Annotated in this window: 16 protein-coding genes; all 16 read left to right on the forward strand. The window is 41.6% G+C overall.

Annotation, left to right across the window (positions count from 1 at the left end; translation table 11 throughout):
* Nucleotides 1-80: 80 nt before the first annotated feature.
* Nucleotides 81-968 carry a permease-like cell division protein FtsX gene (locus IGI46_RS06475; RefSeq protein ID WP_429973141.1) on the forward strand — a complete coding sequence of 296 codons (888 nt, stop codon included), beginning with the start codon at nucleotides 81-83 and terminating at the stop codon, nucleotides 966-968.
* Between the two features lie 845 nt (nucleotides 969-1,813).
* Complete coding sequence (locus IGI46_RS06480) at nucleotides 1,814-2,920, forward strand: tyrosine-type recombinase/integrase (protein WP_429973142.1); 1,107 nt, start codon at nucleotides 1,814-1,816, stop codon at nucleotides 2,918-2,920.
* Nucleotides 2,921-3,323: 403 nt separating this feature from the next.
* Entirely contained in the window at nucleotides 3,324-4,196 is an 873-nt protein-coding gene (locus IGI46_RS06485) for a hypothetical protein (RefSeq protein ID WP_429962527.1), read from the forward strand.
* Nucleotides 4,197-4,215: 19 nt separating this feature from the next.
* A complete protein-coding gene (locus IGI46_RS06490; RefSeq protein ID WP_429973951.1) occupies nucleotides 4,216-5,355 on the forward strand; it encodes a hypothetical protein in 1,140 nt (379 codons plus the stop codon).
* 87 nt (nucleotides 5,356-5,442) lie between these two features.
* Nucleotides 5,443-5,865 (forward strand): signal peptidase I, encoded by a 423-nt coding sequence (gene lepB, locus IGI46_RS06495; RefSeq protein ID WP_429973143.1) that lies wholly within the window; start codon nucleotides 5,443-5,445, stop codon nucleotides 5,863-5,865.
* A 2-nt stretch (nucleotides 5,866-5,867) separates the two neighbouring features.
* On the forward strand, nucleotides 5,868-6,185 hold the full coding sequence (locus IGI46_RS06500) for a hypothetical protein (protein WP_010760231.1): 318 nt from the start codon (nucleotides 5,868-5,870) through the stop codon (nucleotides 6,183-6,185).
* Nucleotides 6,175-7,320 (forward strand): glucosaminidase domain-containing protein, encoded by a 1,146-nt coding sequence (locus IGI46_RS06505; RefSeq protein WP_429962530.1) that lies wholly within the window; start codon nucleotides 6,175-6,177, stop codon nucleotides 7,318-7,320. Before IGI46_RS06500 ends, IGI46_RS06505 begins: the two co-directional genes overlap by 11 nt.
* Before the next feature lie 13 nt (nucleotides 7,321-7,333).
* Nucleotides 7,334-8,320, forward strand: a complete 987-nt coding sequence (locus IGI46_RS06510; protein ID WP_429962531.1) for a signal peptidase I — start codon at nucleotides 7,334-7,336, stop codon at nucleotides 8,318-8,320.
* A gap of 57 nt (nucleotides 8,321-8,377) precedes the next feature.
* Nucleotides 8,378-9,694, forward strand: coding sequence for a hypothetical protein (locus IGI46_RS06515; RefSeq protein ID WP_429962532.1), 1,317 nt, complete (start codon nucleotides 8,378-8,380; stop codon nucleotides 9,692-9,694).
* A 41-nt stretch (nucleotides 9,695-9,735) separates the two neighbouring features.
* The gene (locus IGI46_RS06520) at nucleotides 9,736-10,458 is read left to right on the forward strand and encodes a cell wall protein (RefSeq protein WP_429962533.1); all 723 of its coding nucleotides are present in this window, start codon (nucleotides 9,736-9,738) and stop codon (nucleotides 10,456-10,458) included.
* Nucleotides 10,455-11,300 carry a BsaA family SipW-dependent biofilm matrix protein gene (locus IGI46_RS06525; protein WP_429973144.1) on the forward strand — a complete coding sequence of 282 codons (846 nt, stop codon included), beginning with the start codon at nucleotides 10,455-10,457 and terminating at the stop codon, nucleotides 11,298-11,300. The genes IGI46_RS06520 and IGI46_RS06525 overlap by 4 nt, the downstream gene beginning before the upstream one ends.
* A gap of 12 nt (nucleotides 11,301-11,312) precedes the next feature.
* Complete coding sequence (locus IGI46_RS06530; protein ID WP_429962535.1) at nucleotides 11,313-11,957, forward strand: hypothetical protein; 645 nt, start codon at nucleotides 11,313-11,315, stop codon at nucleotides 11,955-11,957.
* A 489-nt stretch (nucleotides 11,958-12,446) separates the two neighbouring features.
* A complete protein-coding gene (locus IGI46_RS06535; protein ID WP_207700615.1) occupies nucleotides 12,447-12,638 on the forward strand; it encodes a hypothetical protein in 192 nt (63 codons plus the stop codon).
* The gene (locus IGI46_RS06540) at nucleotides 12,635-13,378 is read left to right on the forward strand and encodes a recombinase family protein (protein WP_429962536.1); all 744 of its coding nucleotides are present in this window, start codon (nucleotides 12,635-12,637) and stop codon (nucleotides 13,376-13,378) included. Before IGI46_RS06535 ends, IGI46_RS06540 begins: the two co-directional genes overlap by 4 nt.
* 17 nt (nucleotides 13,379-13,395) lie before the next feature.
* A complete protein-coding gene (locus IGI46_RS06545) occupies nucleotides 13,396-14,160 on the forward strand; it encodes a winged helix-turn-helix domain-containing protein (RefSeq protein ID WP_429962537.1) in 765 nt (254 codons plus the stop codon).
* A 138-nt stretch (nucleotides 14,161-14,298) separates the two neighbouring features.
* Entirely contained in the window at nucleotides 14,299-15,105 is an 807-nt protein-coding gene (locus tag IGI46_RS06550) for an NlpC/P60 family protein (protein WP_429962538.1), read from the forward strand.
* The last annotated feature ends 175 nt before the right edge of the window (nucleotides 15,106-15,280 follow it).

A 15,280-nucleotide genomic window follows, 5' to 3' on the forward strand; every position in this document is an offset into this window, starting at 1 on the left:
GGCGTAAGAGTTTGATACATTCTTATCTAGAAGTAAGTTTCAATGTATGCCGGAAGCGGTATTGTTAAAGGAGGGAAAAGATGTTTCGTTACCGAATAAAAAAACTTTGGAAAGAAAGCTGGCAAAACATTTCGCGGCATCGTTTTCTTTCAATTATGAGCTGGCTAGTAGCAGCGATTTCTTTACTTTTCTTTAGCTTACTAGTGGTTCTTTTGCTGAATATTAATCACTTTTCACAGCAGGCCAAGGAAAATATCCAAATTCAAGTATTTGTGAATGCCACAGCAGATGAGCCGCGTATTCAAGAGTTGGAGCAGGGGATTCAAAGCTTAGGAAATATTACTAATGTCACCTTTGTTTCAAAGGATGAGGGCATGAAGCAAATGGTGGAGCAATACGGTAGTGCTTTTGAAATGCTGGAGGGAGATACGAATCCGCTGTATGACCAATTAACAGTAGAGGTTGCTGACAACTCACAGATTCAAGCAACGTTGCGGCAAATTCGTCAGCTGCCAGATGTATTTCAGGCTACCTACGGCGATGAAGCAGCGGATAACCTGTTGTCTGGTCTAAGAAGTGTACAGGTCGCAGGCTTTGTCATACTAGCAATCACTTTGCTCTTTACCGGCTTAATCCTCTTTGCCACTCTGCTGATGAGTATCAAAACACGTCAGGAAGAGATTCGAACACGAACCTTGCTAGGGGCAACTAGAGGATACATTTATCGACCATTCTTCCTTCAAAGCGTGTTGCTTACTGGATTAGGTGGTTTAGTAGCTGGAGCAATAGCACTAGGTGGCTATCATCGTTTCGTAACAAATTGGGTTCGTATACCTATAGGTTATAATTGGATGGGCTTTTCAACCTTAGTACCGTGTATTATTGGCGCCAACATTTTATTGGCGATTATTATTGGTGGAATGAGTGCCAGTATGGCGATCCGCAGCAGTATCAAATATCCAAAATAAACAGTGAACCGGAAGGATCTTTTTACAGATACCTTCTGGTTTTTTTGTGTTCTCTATGAGGCACCTAGTAAGTCTCGATTGTTGGGACTAGCTAGGTGCTTTTACATACGCTCAATTGGAGAGGTTCAGTCCAAGGGGGAACAGAGAAATTTTGGGAATACAATGATCCTTCTGCTAAATATAATTAAATATTACTAAGTGAGAGAATGATTTAATAATCGTTGGAAAACCAAGGAATAATTTCGGAAATATTTGGAGTATACAAGGGTTATAAATATAAATTTATTTGATCACTAAAATTAAAAAATGAAACAGATAGTTAGTTGTATTTATAGAGCTTATTTAAGAATATTTTTTAGGTTATAGAAAGATTGATTACTTAAAATTCCGGAGAAAGGTATGTAATTTGCAGATGTATAAATGAAAAAAGGTAATTTTTAAACTAAATTGGGACTATTCCAATTGCGTGTTTGTTATTTTTACTAGAGAAAACAAAAGACAATGCAAAACAACAAATATACTAAAAAGTTGTTTTACATTGCATTGATTTTTCTATATTATGAGAAAAGTTGAAAAATATCTTTGAATTAAGGAAAACAGGAAAAAATCTCAGCTTTAGGTCACATAATTGATACATGCTTTTATCTTTGTATTCTATTCTCTAAAAATTATAAAAGAAAAGATGGGAGAAAGCAACGGTAATTTAAAATTTGCTGTTACTTTTTTTTATAATCGCATGTTAAAGAGAGCAAAAGTGAGCGAAATCATAGGATTTAGCTTAGAAAACTTTTTGTCTATTCTCGTCAAAATTCGTCGTCAAACTATTCGAAGGAGTTGGTTATTTTATGGCGCGTACTGGAGAAAATATCTATAAACGAAAAGATGGTCGATGGGAAGGTCGTTATCACATCGGAAGGAAATCAAATGGACGATTACGCTATGGATATATTTACGGAAAAACCTACAGAGAAGTAAAAGAGAAGCTTGAGCCGTTGAAAAAGAAAATTGCCCTGTTGTCTCATTATCAGGTGGCCGGCGGGTTAACCTACCAGCAATGGATCAATCAGTGGACAGTTGAAATGAAGGCTACAGTTAAGGATTCCACCTTTTCTAGCTACAGTTACAAAATCAATCGCTACTTGCTGCCTCATTTAAAAGAAACACCCTTACATGAAATCAATGGTGAGCAGTTGAAAAAAATGGTTCAAACCTGGCTGGATGAAGGGTTATCTGTCAGCAGTATCAAAATTATTGTCGGTTTATTGAGCAAATCACTAAAAAATGCGGAACAAATGGGAAAAATCGAGAAAAATCCATGTATTAATGTGATGCTGCCAAAAGCAAAAAAGAAAAAGGTTCGGGCACTTTCCAAGCGGGAACAAAGAAAATTAGAGCACTTAGCAGAGAGGGCCAAAAGCTCGAAAGCCTTGTCCGTAGTACTGGCAATGCATACAGGAATGCGAATTGGAGAAATTTCTGCTTTGAGATGGGAGAATATTTTATTTGATCAAAATTTAATCATGGTTGAAAATACTTACCAACGCTTAACCATGCCGGATGGACAAAAAACGAAGATGAGTTATAGCTCCGTAAAGAGTGTTTCGTCACTTCGGGTGATCCCAATGTCGAAAAAAATCCGGGAAGCCCTGATGGAACGCAAAAAACATGCAACGGATGACTATGTATTTTCAGTAAATGGGAAGCCCTGTGAACCACGATTGTTGACGTACCACTTCCATCGACTTCGTAAAAAGGCGAATCTGGGTCAAATCCATTTTCACCAATTGCGGCACACGTTTGCGACGCGTTGCTTAGAGAGCGGTGCGGATATTCCATCAGTGAGTGCCCTGTTAGGTCATGCCTCTTCACAAATGACATTGGATGTTTATTCAGATTCGATGTTGACTCAAAGAATAGTGGCTATTTCCAGCATGGAGAAAGCAATCAGCTAAACTGAATTATCTATAACGGCCGTTTTTTTTTAAGCCAAATAGACGATTCGGGGAAGAGTTTTTTTGTCTTTTTTGAGAAAGCGCTATCATATCGGGTTAGACAAATAAACCATTGTCTTTATAAATTCTTTAGTGGAAAAATGAATTTTTCGTTATGGAATGTTTTTTTTGTAAACGCATAAGCCGTCATCAATAATCGTCACATAAAAAAAAGCCTGTCATTGCAAGCTTTAGATACGTCATCCTGTTTTCCTTAATTCAAAGATAGAAAGCAGGAGGCATCTATCTATTTATATTTTATCACGAAGTACAACTATTTAGCACGTATTTGGTAGGTGGGTTAAAGCTTTCTCATAGTTTGAAAATTAGAATGCAAGGTTAGTAACCGAGGAGGAATAGGAACATGTTTGGATTTGGCAAACAGAAAAAGGATGCTTATCAAGATCCACATCAGGAAGACTACTATTACGATGAATACGATGCTGAGGGGTATGAGGAAGATTATGGGTACGAAGGTTACCCAGAAGAAGGATACGATCGGCCAGCCGAGAATTATTCTGAATATGATCGCAGTGAACGCGGCGACCGGCGATCACAACGAAGAGCAGCTCCTTCAGCAGAGGAACGGTACGATTCCCGTGAAGATCGGTATGACTCTCGCTATGAGGAAGAAGGCGAGGTGCTTCCTCCACAAGTAGACGAAGAGCCTGCTAAGGAATCACCAATGCAGCAAGAAGTTGAACGCTTGGAAGAGACCGTTGCTCAATTAAAGCATCAGCTAGAGGTCAAGCAAGCAGAAATGACCAACATGGCAACGACCCTAACTGAAAAAGAACAACAATTTCAAGAGAAACAAACTGAAAAAGAGCAGGAGCTGGTTCAAATGAAACAGCGGCTCGCTCATTTAAAGGCTCAGCTTGACAGCAACATGCAGGAACAAGCAGAAGCGCTTATCAAAGCACAACAGGAAATTGAAGACTTGAAAAAAGATCAAACTGCTAATGAAGAAATGAAGGCGGAGTTAGCGACGATTTTAGTTGAGACTAAAAAGAAAGAACGATCTGTCTTGGAGCGGGCTGAGTACGAAGCGAAAGGAATTCGCAGTCAAGCAGAACAAGAAGCAGAACAGGTCATCCATGATGCAGCCCTAGAGTTGCGGGTAATGAAACAAGAAATTAAGAATTACCGCAAACGACTGCGTTCAGCACAAGAAGAAACAACACAATTCTACGTTCGTCTACTGGCTAACAGTGATTCGCTGTTAGATGAAGAGTAGTAGAAAGGATGGGCTTGCGGTGAAACAAACCAGCAATCAAGTCGCGTTATATCCAACCCCTGCGCCTATGATGCAGGAGGAACTGATCACTCAACCATTGTTGGAAGAAATTGAGCGTGCCTGCGAATATTTGTACGCACCTCATGGCACCTTAACCAGTGATCAACGGAAGAAAATTTATCAGCATTTTGATCAATTATTCAAACTAATGAACGGCAGCTATCATATGGAGCTGCTGCTGCAGCCGGGGAAATTTAATTGGTCAACCTTCTGGCAGTCGTTGCAGCAATTCTTTCCGCAATTTGCCTGGATACGATGCCAAACAGAAGAACCGAAGTATGGTCGTCAAGTTTATCGGTTCGATTTTGTTCCTGTATCGTTCAATGAAACAGATTTTCCCTTTTCAGTAAGTCTGGAGGAAAGTTTAACTCAGCAATATTCATTGCCGGCGAATGATGCATTGAAACGCGCGGAACAATTGCTGCTGGAGCTAGCGGAGCAACAAATTTCAGAAGATTTTGAAAAATCTAAAGAACCAGAGAAACCAACTGACGAGCAGGATCAGGAGACGACTACTTCATTAGATCTAGTCAAAAAAGAAAATTCTCGGCAGGAAAGTCAGAGTAAAGCACGCTTACGCGCAGTGAACCAAAAGCTGGAAATGGTGATTGAGAAGCTGGAGCTTTCCATGTTCTATAGTGGGATCAAGTATTTTGACCAGTCGGACAAAGAAGAAAGCGATTGGGACAAGCGTTTGACGATTAGCTTACGAGAATATACCTACCTGCTGCAGAAAGCACGTTTCTTAGAGCAAATGTGGCAGCTGAATGGTGAGTTAGTGAATAAAACTGAAAAAATGACTGTGACCGGAAACAAATTAGTTTACGAACGGGATCAGGTGAAGCAAATCAAGGCCAACCTTTCTACCAGAGATATTCATTTTGTTCTTTATGAATGCCAGGTAATTGAATCCCGGGCAAAGGTACATGCGCGACCTTGGTTTAGAAAGCCTTACGTCAAATTAATGAAAATGGATTACGACAATCTGCTCAGCAAAGCTGCCTATTTTGATTTACTCCAAGGAGAAAGCTCGGTGCTTGAAAGAATCGTCCGAGAGCACAAGGATATTTCAGCTGAGGATGCGCAGGAGGCAGGCTGAGGTCAAAGAAGACGCCCCCTTCATCGTAGATCTTTGCCACTTTTGCTGGGAACTGCTTTTGTTATGTGCTACTTCCTATTTTTTGGTTTGTTTCGTACCTATCACTGGTTGTATCCCAAGTATTTTGTGAGTGGTGAATCCATGAATCCCACCTATCGGGAACAAGAAGTCATCCAAATAAAGGCCCACCATCAGCCGCAGCGTTTTGATGTGGTCGTCCTGCATCCGCCTGATGATCCCGAAGAACTTTATTTAAAACGAATTGTCGGACTGCCTGGTGAGCAAGTTGATTTTAAAGAGGGACAATTATTTGTAAACGAAAAACCAGTTGCTGATGAATTCGCTGATCGAACGGAAGATTTCAACTGGAAGAGCCTATACAAGGAGCCAATTCCAGAAGGCTATTACTTTGTTATGGGTGATAACCGGACTGTTTCAAGAGACAGTCGAATCTTCGGAGTCGTTTCGAAAAAACAAATTTTAGGAATCATCAAAGAGGAGAATAACTGAAAATGAAGACACTACAAGAAAAAATCGAATGGTACACCTTTTGGTATTGGGTCTATTGGCTCTTCTCTTTGGTAGTGCTGCTGGGTGTGTTTGTCCTAGGCGTCTTTTTCTATTTTACTGATTTTCAAGATGTCGTTACGGTTAGCCAATTATTTCTACTGCTGCTGCTGATGGTATTAGCTATTTATTTACGAATGACTGCATTACATTATCATTCGATTCTATTGAACTTGAAGCGAATGGCTGCTCGTCCGCCCAAACGGCCAAGAAATCCTCAGCAGCCCCGCAATAGCGAGAGGCGGAGGTTGGATGAACGGTAAGGTTTTATTAGGTAGTTTTTTACTGGTAAGTACGCTTTTGTTAGCTGGCTGTCAAGATCAAAAACCGGAAACCGTTTCGGCAGAAACTAAAGGGGTTGTCCAGCAACAGAATACGTTACAGGAAAAGACAATGCTCTCTTCAAAAGAGAAGAAGGCATTAGTACAGACGGTAAAAGAATCTTCTGAGTCGGTGTCGACGCCCGAATCTTCTGTGTCAGCAGAAAAGACTGGAAGTCAAAGTACGCTTCCCAGCAGTGAAGAATCGAATGAAGTATCTAGTAGTGAAGTGCCCGAAGAGCCTATAGAAGCAAGCAGTCAAGAAAAGGAAGCAACAGAAGCTCCTGCAGAACCCGCTGTGATACCTGAACCGATCCAAGAGGTTCCCCCAGCTTTACCAGTCGAAAAAGTAGAGGAGAACTACCAGTTTTCTGTAACCAAAAATCAGACGACGGAGGAGTTTATCCAAACCATTGGCAAGGATGCGCAACAAATTGCCTGGAAGGAAGACTTATATGCCTCTGTCATGATTGCCCAAGCAATTTTGGAAACAGGATCTGGCAATAGCCAACTGGCACGACCGCCTCATCATAACTTATTTGGAATTAAAGGTAGTTATCAAGGGAAGAAAGTCAGCTTTGCGACGCAAGAGGATAAAGGAAATGGTCAACTGTATACGATTCAATCGTCTTTTCGCCAATATCCCAGCTATAAGGAATCCTTGGAAGATTATGCTTCTCTTCTAAAAAATGGTCTTTCTGGCAACAGCAGCTTTTATCAAGCGGTTTGGAAAAAGCAGGCAGCGACCTATCAAGAGGCAACAAAAGCCTTAACAGGAAGCTATGCCACAGATACTTCCTATGATAAAAAGCTGAATGCTTTAATTGAAACCTATCAATTAACTTCCTATGATAAAGAGCCAAATGCTGAAGAGGAGGATTCCTCTGAAGAAGCAGAGAATCAAAAGGAAACTGAAACAGTAGCTAGTGAAGCCAATCAAGCAAGTGAAAACAGTGACACGGAACAAACTGAGAAGTCGAATCTGCAAGTTTCTGAAACAAAGCAACCAGTAAAAATAATTCCGCCGCTTGCCCAGCGTCCCGCTAAACAGGTTACTGGCAAGCGAATTGCGCAATGAAAGAAGGGGAACTATGTCGAGACAACGTGATTACCGGGATCGAGACTATGACTATGATTTCGATGATCGGCCGCAGTATCGTGAGCGCCCCCCTTCCAATAGACCACCTGTTAGAAGGTATGAAGACGACGAGTATTACGAGAATCGGCGAGAGCGTCCACGCTATCAGGACAGACCGCCGATTCGAGAGGCACCACGAAGAGAATACTACCAACCACCGCGTCCAGTTGACCCGCGACGCGAACCGAGGAGACCACAAAGTAGAGTGGGCCCACCGCTGGAGCACTATAGAAATCCCCGTCCTGCCTATGATCGTCATGGGACTCGCGAGCCGCCACGCCCGCGACCGCCAAGGCAACCGCAAGCAACCGGATCGGGCGCACAACAGCTGCAGCAGGCCAAGCAATCAACCAATCGAAAAATATTTTTGTTTCTCTATAACTTATTTTTCTACACGTTGACCATTGGTATTTTGATCAGCTCATTAATGTTTGCTTTTAGTGAGAAATCCAATGCAGCGATTTTTGGCTACCGGTTTTACCAGGTACTGACAGATTCGATGGCACCGCAGCCGGACTCGCCTAAGGGTGGTTTCTATTCAGGCGACATTGTTTTGGTCAAGCTGGTAGATAGCAATCAGATCAAAGAAGGAGATATTGTTACCTTCCAAGTAGGGGATAGCGATCGCTACTTGACGCACAGAATGGTGGGTCGTTTAGATGAGTTAAATGGCAAAAAGGGTGATTACATTATCACTAAAGGAGATGCCAATAACACCAATGATCCACCAATTGAAGCCGATCGGATTTACGGTAAAGTGACTTTTGTCATTCCTAAAATGGGCAGCGTCCTAAGCTTTGTGCAAGAAAATCTATGGTTATGTCTGATTTGCGTCCTGTCAGTTTTCGGTTTTTTCCTGGTACTCAAAGCTTACTTTTTACAGCCAGAACCGCCAGCTAGACAAGCAAATCGAAGAAATGAATATCCCACTGGGGTATAACCACTTGCATTTGCAGGTGTTTATATAAAAAGAAAAAGGGAAACAGGAGGAAAAGAAATGAAGAAGAATAGTAAGAAGAAAAAGCTATTAGCTGCAGCTGCAGCTCTAGCCTTAATTGCAGCAATATCAGGAACGTTTGCCTGGATTACTGCGCAAGATCAACGGATTAACCGAGCGGAATCCGCAGCAGTAAGTGACAATAGCGTAACAGTAAAGGAAACATGGGAACCAAAACCATTAGTACCAGGAACGGAAGCGACGAAAGAAGTAGCCGTAACTAACACAGGTACAGCGAGTGTATTTGTTCGTGTATCTTATGAAGAAGTCTTGAAGCATTTGGCTAAATTGGGTGCTGAAAAGTACGATCCAAGTTCAGTTACAGGAGCAAGATATACTTATGTGGCGAATGATTCAGGTTTAAACAAACATATGCCGATTAACTTTAATGGGGATCAAACGTATAAAGATGGCTTTGTCCAAGTACCTGCTGGCCAAATTACTGGTTTAGCAACACCAGCAGATGACAACGTGAAGCTTTTAGTTAAAGGTGGAAAAACAGTCGATGCCGTTACTGGAGCTGAGAAAATCAGCTATGAATCTAAACTAATGTATGAATACTTCACCCATGCAGATAACTCTGGGAAAAATCCTGGTGATGCTGGTTATGATGCAAGTAAAAACAAATATCAATCGATGACCTTTAATATTACGGTCAGCAATGAAAATGGCAGTCTTGATGCGAAAGACTGGAACTTTGCTTTGACTAATGTGAAGTACGGTTACTACGAAAATGGTTATAAGAATACGGCAGTTAACTGGGCGAAATCTACTCTACCAGATGAAGACGGTGCAGCAACAGGCCGCGCATTGCTTGGTACTGACGGAGTTCGTTACAGCGTAGATTATGATTACACTTTCGGTGGCTTAGGCTTTACCAGTGCGGCTGGCCTTCCAGCAGTAACACCAGCAACAGTAGCAGATCAAATTCCAACAGCAGCAGGTAACAAAGGCGTTCAAGCAGATAAAAACGGTTTAGGTAAGACGAATATTCGTATCGGCTACAGTGCAGATATGACCAATACGACTGCGTTAGACAGCAATAAATGGGTTTACAACGCAGATGATGGCTGGTTCTATTACACAGTACCAGTAAAATCAGGCGAAACAACGAAGAATCTATTGGATAAATTAGTTTTTGAAAGTGAAATGGGAACGGAATACACCAATGCTTCTTATGATTTAGTTGTGAAAATGGAAGCCGTTCAAGCCAATGCGGATGCACTAACTGATTCAGCAGGTTGGAACTTAGGTGACGGTGCAGCACCAACTGGTGATACATCACTAATTGTTACCAAGCTTAAAGCGGGTATTTAATTGAAAAGGACACCATGAAATGAAGGGAGAAGTGGCAGATATTGAGAAAGCTTACAATTCTATTAAGCAGTATCCTGTGTTTCTGTTTCCTCTTTTGCGGTACGCGTACGGTGCAAGCAGCAAAAGCACTTCCTCCCGGCATGGTTATTGGAGATTCTGATGGTGTGTATGCCGAGTCAGATGGAGAATACTATATTGACTTGTTAAACATTCTGCCAGGTGAAACCTATAAAAAGGAAATTACCATCCGCAGCTTGGATTTAGAAGAACCTTTTTCATTGGGGCTGCTAGTCGAAGAAGTAAATTCGAAGGGCTCTATTTTATGGAAAGAACACATCACGTTGACCTTAGTGTTAGACGGGGAAGAAATCTATAAGGGACCGCTGTTAGGCAATGGCAGTTTTGATTGGTCAAAAACACCACTAGAATTAGGTGTTTGCAAATATGGAACCGATAAAGTGTTGAACGCAACCTTCACAATGGATTCTACGTTGACAAACGAAGACTTGCGGGAACAAAGCCAGGTTGAATTTTACTGGACCTTTGTTGGAACCAAAGACCAGCCAGTCGAACCCACAAAACCGACAGAGCCGAAAGAACCAATCCCTTCAAGTGAGCCTGGAGCGCTACCCAAAACCGCGCCAAGCAATAAACGCTTACCACAAACTGGCGAAAAGCTTGTTTACAAATTTTTAACTGGCTTGCTGTTAGTATTGATTTCGTTGTGTCTATGGAAAAAAAGAAGAGAGGAGGAGGAGGGGTGAACCAACGTGAAAAGTGGCGTCATTTATTCCGAGTATTTTATCACAGTAAAGGCTTTTTCGCCTTCTTCTCCATCTTATTGAGTTTACTATTGATAATGGGAAGTACCTATGCGTGGATTATCTCCAGTGATGAGCGAGTGAATCGTGCGGAGGAGAACCAAAAGAAGCTCTCCGCCAAAATCACAGGAGATCTTGATCCAGTTTTACACTGGGCACCTGGGACAGTAAAAACGAAACAAATCAAGGTGAAAAATAATGGTGAGGTTCCAGCGATTGTTCGTCTGTCTCTGACGGAATCCTTCGTTAGCTTTGAAACCGATGCACAAGACAATCATGATGACGGAAATGGGAACGGGGATCTAACCGTTTATCCTGCACCTGTTTTGCCAGTTGTTAATGTGAAGGATACGAGTACGTGGGTAGTCGGTAAGACATACGAAATGAATGCAAATACGCATTATAAAGCGAATTATGCATTAAAGGATCAGTCCTTTGCCTATCGAGGGACACGGACAGAACCATTGCCAGCTATTCAACTAAATTTCCCTAATGGAAAAGTGTTTGATGAAAATGAACAGCCTGCCGGGACGGATAAAGCTTATTGGTATTACGAGGATGGCTACTTTTATTATTCTGAAGTTCTTCGTCCCAATGAGGAAACCAGTAATTTATTAGACAGTGTCACCTTAAACGCAGCTTATGCGAACCGTTACAAAGGGGCCTTCTACAAATTAGTACCTGTCATGGATGCCCATGACATCACCAAGGAATTACTTTCCGATTGGGGAATCCAGTCAACGGATTACGTTTATAGCCTCTATCAAAGTAAATTGTCGAATTAAGGAGGAGAAAAGATGAAACCACAGCAATCAACGCCTCGTCGGCTGATTTATCTCATTGTTTCGGTGGGACTTGTTCTCCTTTTGGTTAGCGGCAGTTACTTGGTGTATGCAGCAATGATTGCATCAGATAGAAAAGAGAACGATTTTCAGATTGGACAGGTCGAGACCAAGCTTGACCAAGTCTTCGATGGGAACATCAAGGAAATTTCTAAGAGTCAAAGCGTGGAAATGAAGGTAAGCATCAAAAATACAGGGACGATCAAACAATTTGTTCGGGTCATGGTCTTACCAGAGGTTCGAGCAGATGTGATTGGTGATCCAGGAAGTAAACAGATTTTACCACTAGCGATTGGCACTGATTTGACATTGGAGCAGCTGAATACAACGGATTGGAAGGATGGCGGAGACGGCTACTATTACTATGTAAAAGAAGCAGTTGAACCAAAAAAACCGACGACCGCTTTATTTGATTCAATCAAACTGTCCGATAATCTTAGCGACCAATACAATGATGCCGAGTTTTCCTTAACTTTGAAGGCAGAAACCATCAATTGTACGGAGAATTCCTATCGACAATCCTGGTGGCAAGGCAATACACCGACCGAAGGACCGTTAAAAACGATTGACGACATTTTGAAAACGAAACTAGATACCTAGGGATACAGACGCGTCTCTGTGTCCCTTCTAAAAAATGTCAATGCTTATGAGATGAGTGTTTTACTAAGTAAAATACTGATTTGATCAGCTTTTCAAAAACGAGTAAAGGGACGTACATAAGAAAAAGTACAAAAAACACAATGGATCATTTTCTGTTCCCTGTGGGTCTCTTTTTAAGTGGCGTATTTTTTTATCCATTAAACAGTTATCAAATCCTATTAAGGAAGTGAGGACTTCAAAAGAAGAATCTTCGAAGGATAAATTGGAACGAACAGACACAGATATAGCCTTTGAATGAATACTTATCATTGATCGTATTAATTGGATAGGGAGATGCAACCATGAGCCCCTAAATAAAATGAATGATCTGACTGATGCTGTATCTGCGACCAAGGCCGGAAAATAAATGATTCAGCCCGCTAGTTGGGAATAGAAAGCAAATAATTTTACTTAAATGAAGACACCATAAAAGGAAAGGGGCGAAAATCAGTGGTTTATATTTTATTACTGGTATTAGGACTTGCTCTGCTGTTTCAAGGATACTTGCTGGTGTCACTGATAAAGGATCAGCGTGAATTGCAGGCAAAGGTAGCCCACTTGGCTCGCTCGATACAATCAAGACGACCGGAAGCAAGAAAAGCCCCATCGAAAAAAACGATAGAAAGAGGAAGGCCGCGATGAATCTGGGATATGCACGGGGATATCAAATTACCCAACAACTGGATATGCTGGAAGACTATCCAGTTGACGAACTCTTTTCCGATGGGCACCAGGAAATTGAAGAGCTGAACTCTCCCACTAGTGAGTTTCAAGCGTTACTCAATTTTGCTCAACCCGGTGACCACGTGGTAATTGCCTCCTGGGGAGTAATCTCTAGGGACTACCGTCAATTACTAGGTTGCTTGGAGCAATTGGAGAAGCGCGAGTTAACCATAGATGCACTCAATCTCCCGCAGCTCTCGATTGAAGAATGGCGGCAAATCTTTCTGTGGTCGCTGCGCAACGATCGATTGCTGCATCCCTTTTTGGTCAAGGCTGGCAAGGAACGAAATCGTAGTAAAGATGCCTATTCGCTATTTAGTAAAGAACCAGAAGCGCGCAAGTTGTATCGAGAAACGATTTGGCTGCTAGTCGAGAAGCAATCGGTTCGCCAAGTAGCCAAACAAAAGCGAATCCCTTTGGAGACAGTGTATCGAATCCAGCAAGAATTAAAACAAATTCAGCTTGCAATCATTTTGGTCATTTGTTTCTTGCTGGCTATTTTCAGTATCAAATTGGCTGAGTCCTATTTTGACCAGTTATGGATACAAGTGGCCATTTGTGTTGTTGTCACATTAGTTATTTTGTGGAATGTGTTAGTAGATACCGACGATGATGAAGTAAAGCAGCCTGTCAAAGAGAAGAAAATATCAAAAACCTAAAGAGAAGAGGAATCACCATGCAACACGTACTAATTCTAACAAAAAATACCTTATCAGAAGAAAATATGGTCAGAAAACTACAGCAGTTGAATTTTGAAACCTTCTGCTCGACTGACTTATTATATCGCCTACAGCAATCAACCGCTCTTCCGTTTCTTTCTTACTTCCAATGGGTGATTTTTAGCGAAACCCTATGTGATGAGGAAGTCGAACAGCTGCTTCGCCAAACAAAAGGCCAGCCTTTACTGACTTTACGGATAACTGAGAGTCAGCCGACAGAGGAAGAACAAGTAGAATGGAAAAATTACGGCTTGGCGGATTGGATATTAAGCGAAGCAACCTTTACGACTGTTCGTGAAAAGATGAATGGCCTGCAAAAACAGCTGCAAAAAGAAATCACAACTGGCCGACAAATCTTGACCTTCCCAGTTTCTGACAGTGCCTTTGGCAATAAAGGGTTGGAAACATTGATCAGAAGCCTATCAAAAACGGAGAAAAAAGTTTTCGAAAATCTCATTCAAGCGTATCCTCGCAGCGGTGTACTTTCTCGCAAGGAATTATGCGAACAGCTATGGTGTGATGGTGAAACTTCATCCAATATGAGCCAGCTGTCTTGTTTGATTAATAAATTAAAACGCAAATTTGAACAGCACGGGATTTCCGGTGAATCCATTACTACGCTCTGGGGCAGAGGGTACAAATTAAGTAATGAGTTCTATGAGTATTGGATGCAAAGCAGCCAACAGGAAGAAGAGGAAGTCCAATATTCGGCAACAAACTAAACAAAAAAGACGCTCAATCATTTCTTTGATTGGGCGCTTTTGCCAATAAAAAGGCGTCAATCATTAAAAAAAGTAGTACAACGGGGGAACGAGAGCATCCAGAATGTAAATCAAGAGAGTACCTGATAAGAGAAGAAAGTGACTGATACGATGGAAAAATTGACTCAGTTAGAAAAAGAAATTCAAGAACGGGTCATTCAGTTAAAGGACGCCAAGCAGAACGCGAATTTTTTTCAGCTGGATGGCTGGTTCAAAACCTTGACTTCAGTAAAAGAAATCGAAACCGTGTGTAAAACCGATGATGTCCGTGCCAAAGAATACACCGAACTAGTCGAAAGGATTACCCAACAACAAACAGACCTGGAGAAAAAGCAGCAGGAGCATCAAGCGGCACAAAAGTTATTGGAAGCAATCATTGACAAGCAAAGCTCCAGTAAAGAACAGATAGAGCAAGAGCTAAAAGAAAATGAATTTCTGTTAAGTAGGATTCAAGAAGAGGAACGGCAACAAGAATTAGCCATACAGAATGAGCAGGAAATCCTATGGGAACAAGTTGTTTTAGGTCAGATACTAGATACAGAGGAAGAAGGCAGCGAAAAAACGCAAGCCATTATTCTATCAGCCAAACAATATCTAGGTGTTCCCTATGTCTGGGGAGGCACCACGCCCAACGGATTTGACTGCAGCGGCTTTATTCAATGGGTGTTTGCACAAAATGGCATTGGTTTACCTCGCACAAGTCAATCTCAGCAGATAGCTGCCAAAGAAGTCCCTTTGACTGAAGTCCAATCAGGAGATTTAGTTTTTTGGGGCAGACCAGCCCATCATGTAGGATTGTATATCGGTAACGATTATTTCATACACGCATCACAGCCTGGAGATGCAGTGAAAATAACTCGCGTCAGCTACTATCCCTTTGAAAGTGCTGGACGAATAGTTCAGTAAGATGGACTACATGAGACTAGTCAAAATGGAAACAAAACACTAGGACCTTGTAACGGAAGATCATGAACGAAATTAGTTTGATAAAATCCACAGCTGCGACGCTAAGAACATCTGGCTAACAACAAAAGATGAGAAGATTGGATCGAAGCAGCTGAATAGAAGAATGGGCATCCGA

Origin of the sequence: Enterococcus sp. AZ163, assembly GCF_050498925.1 — a bacterium.
Taxonomy (GTDB): domain Bacteria; phylum Bacillota; class Bacilli; order Lactobacillales; family Enterococcaceae; genus Enterococcus_A; species Enterococcus_A ferrettii.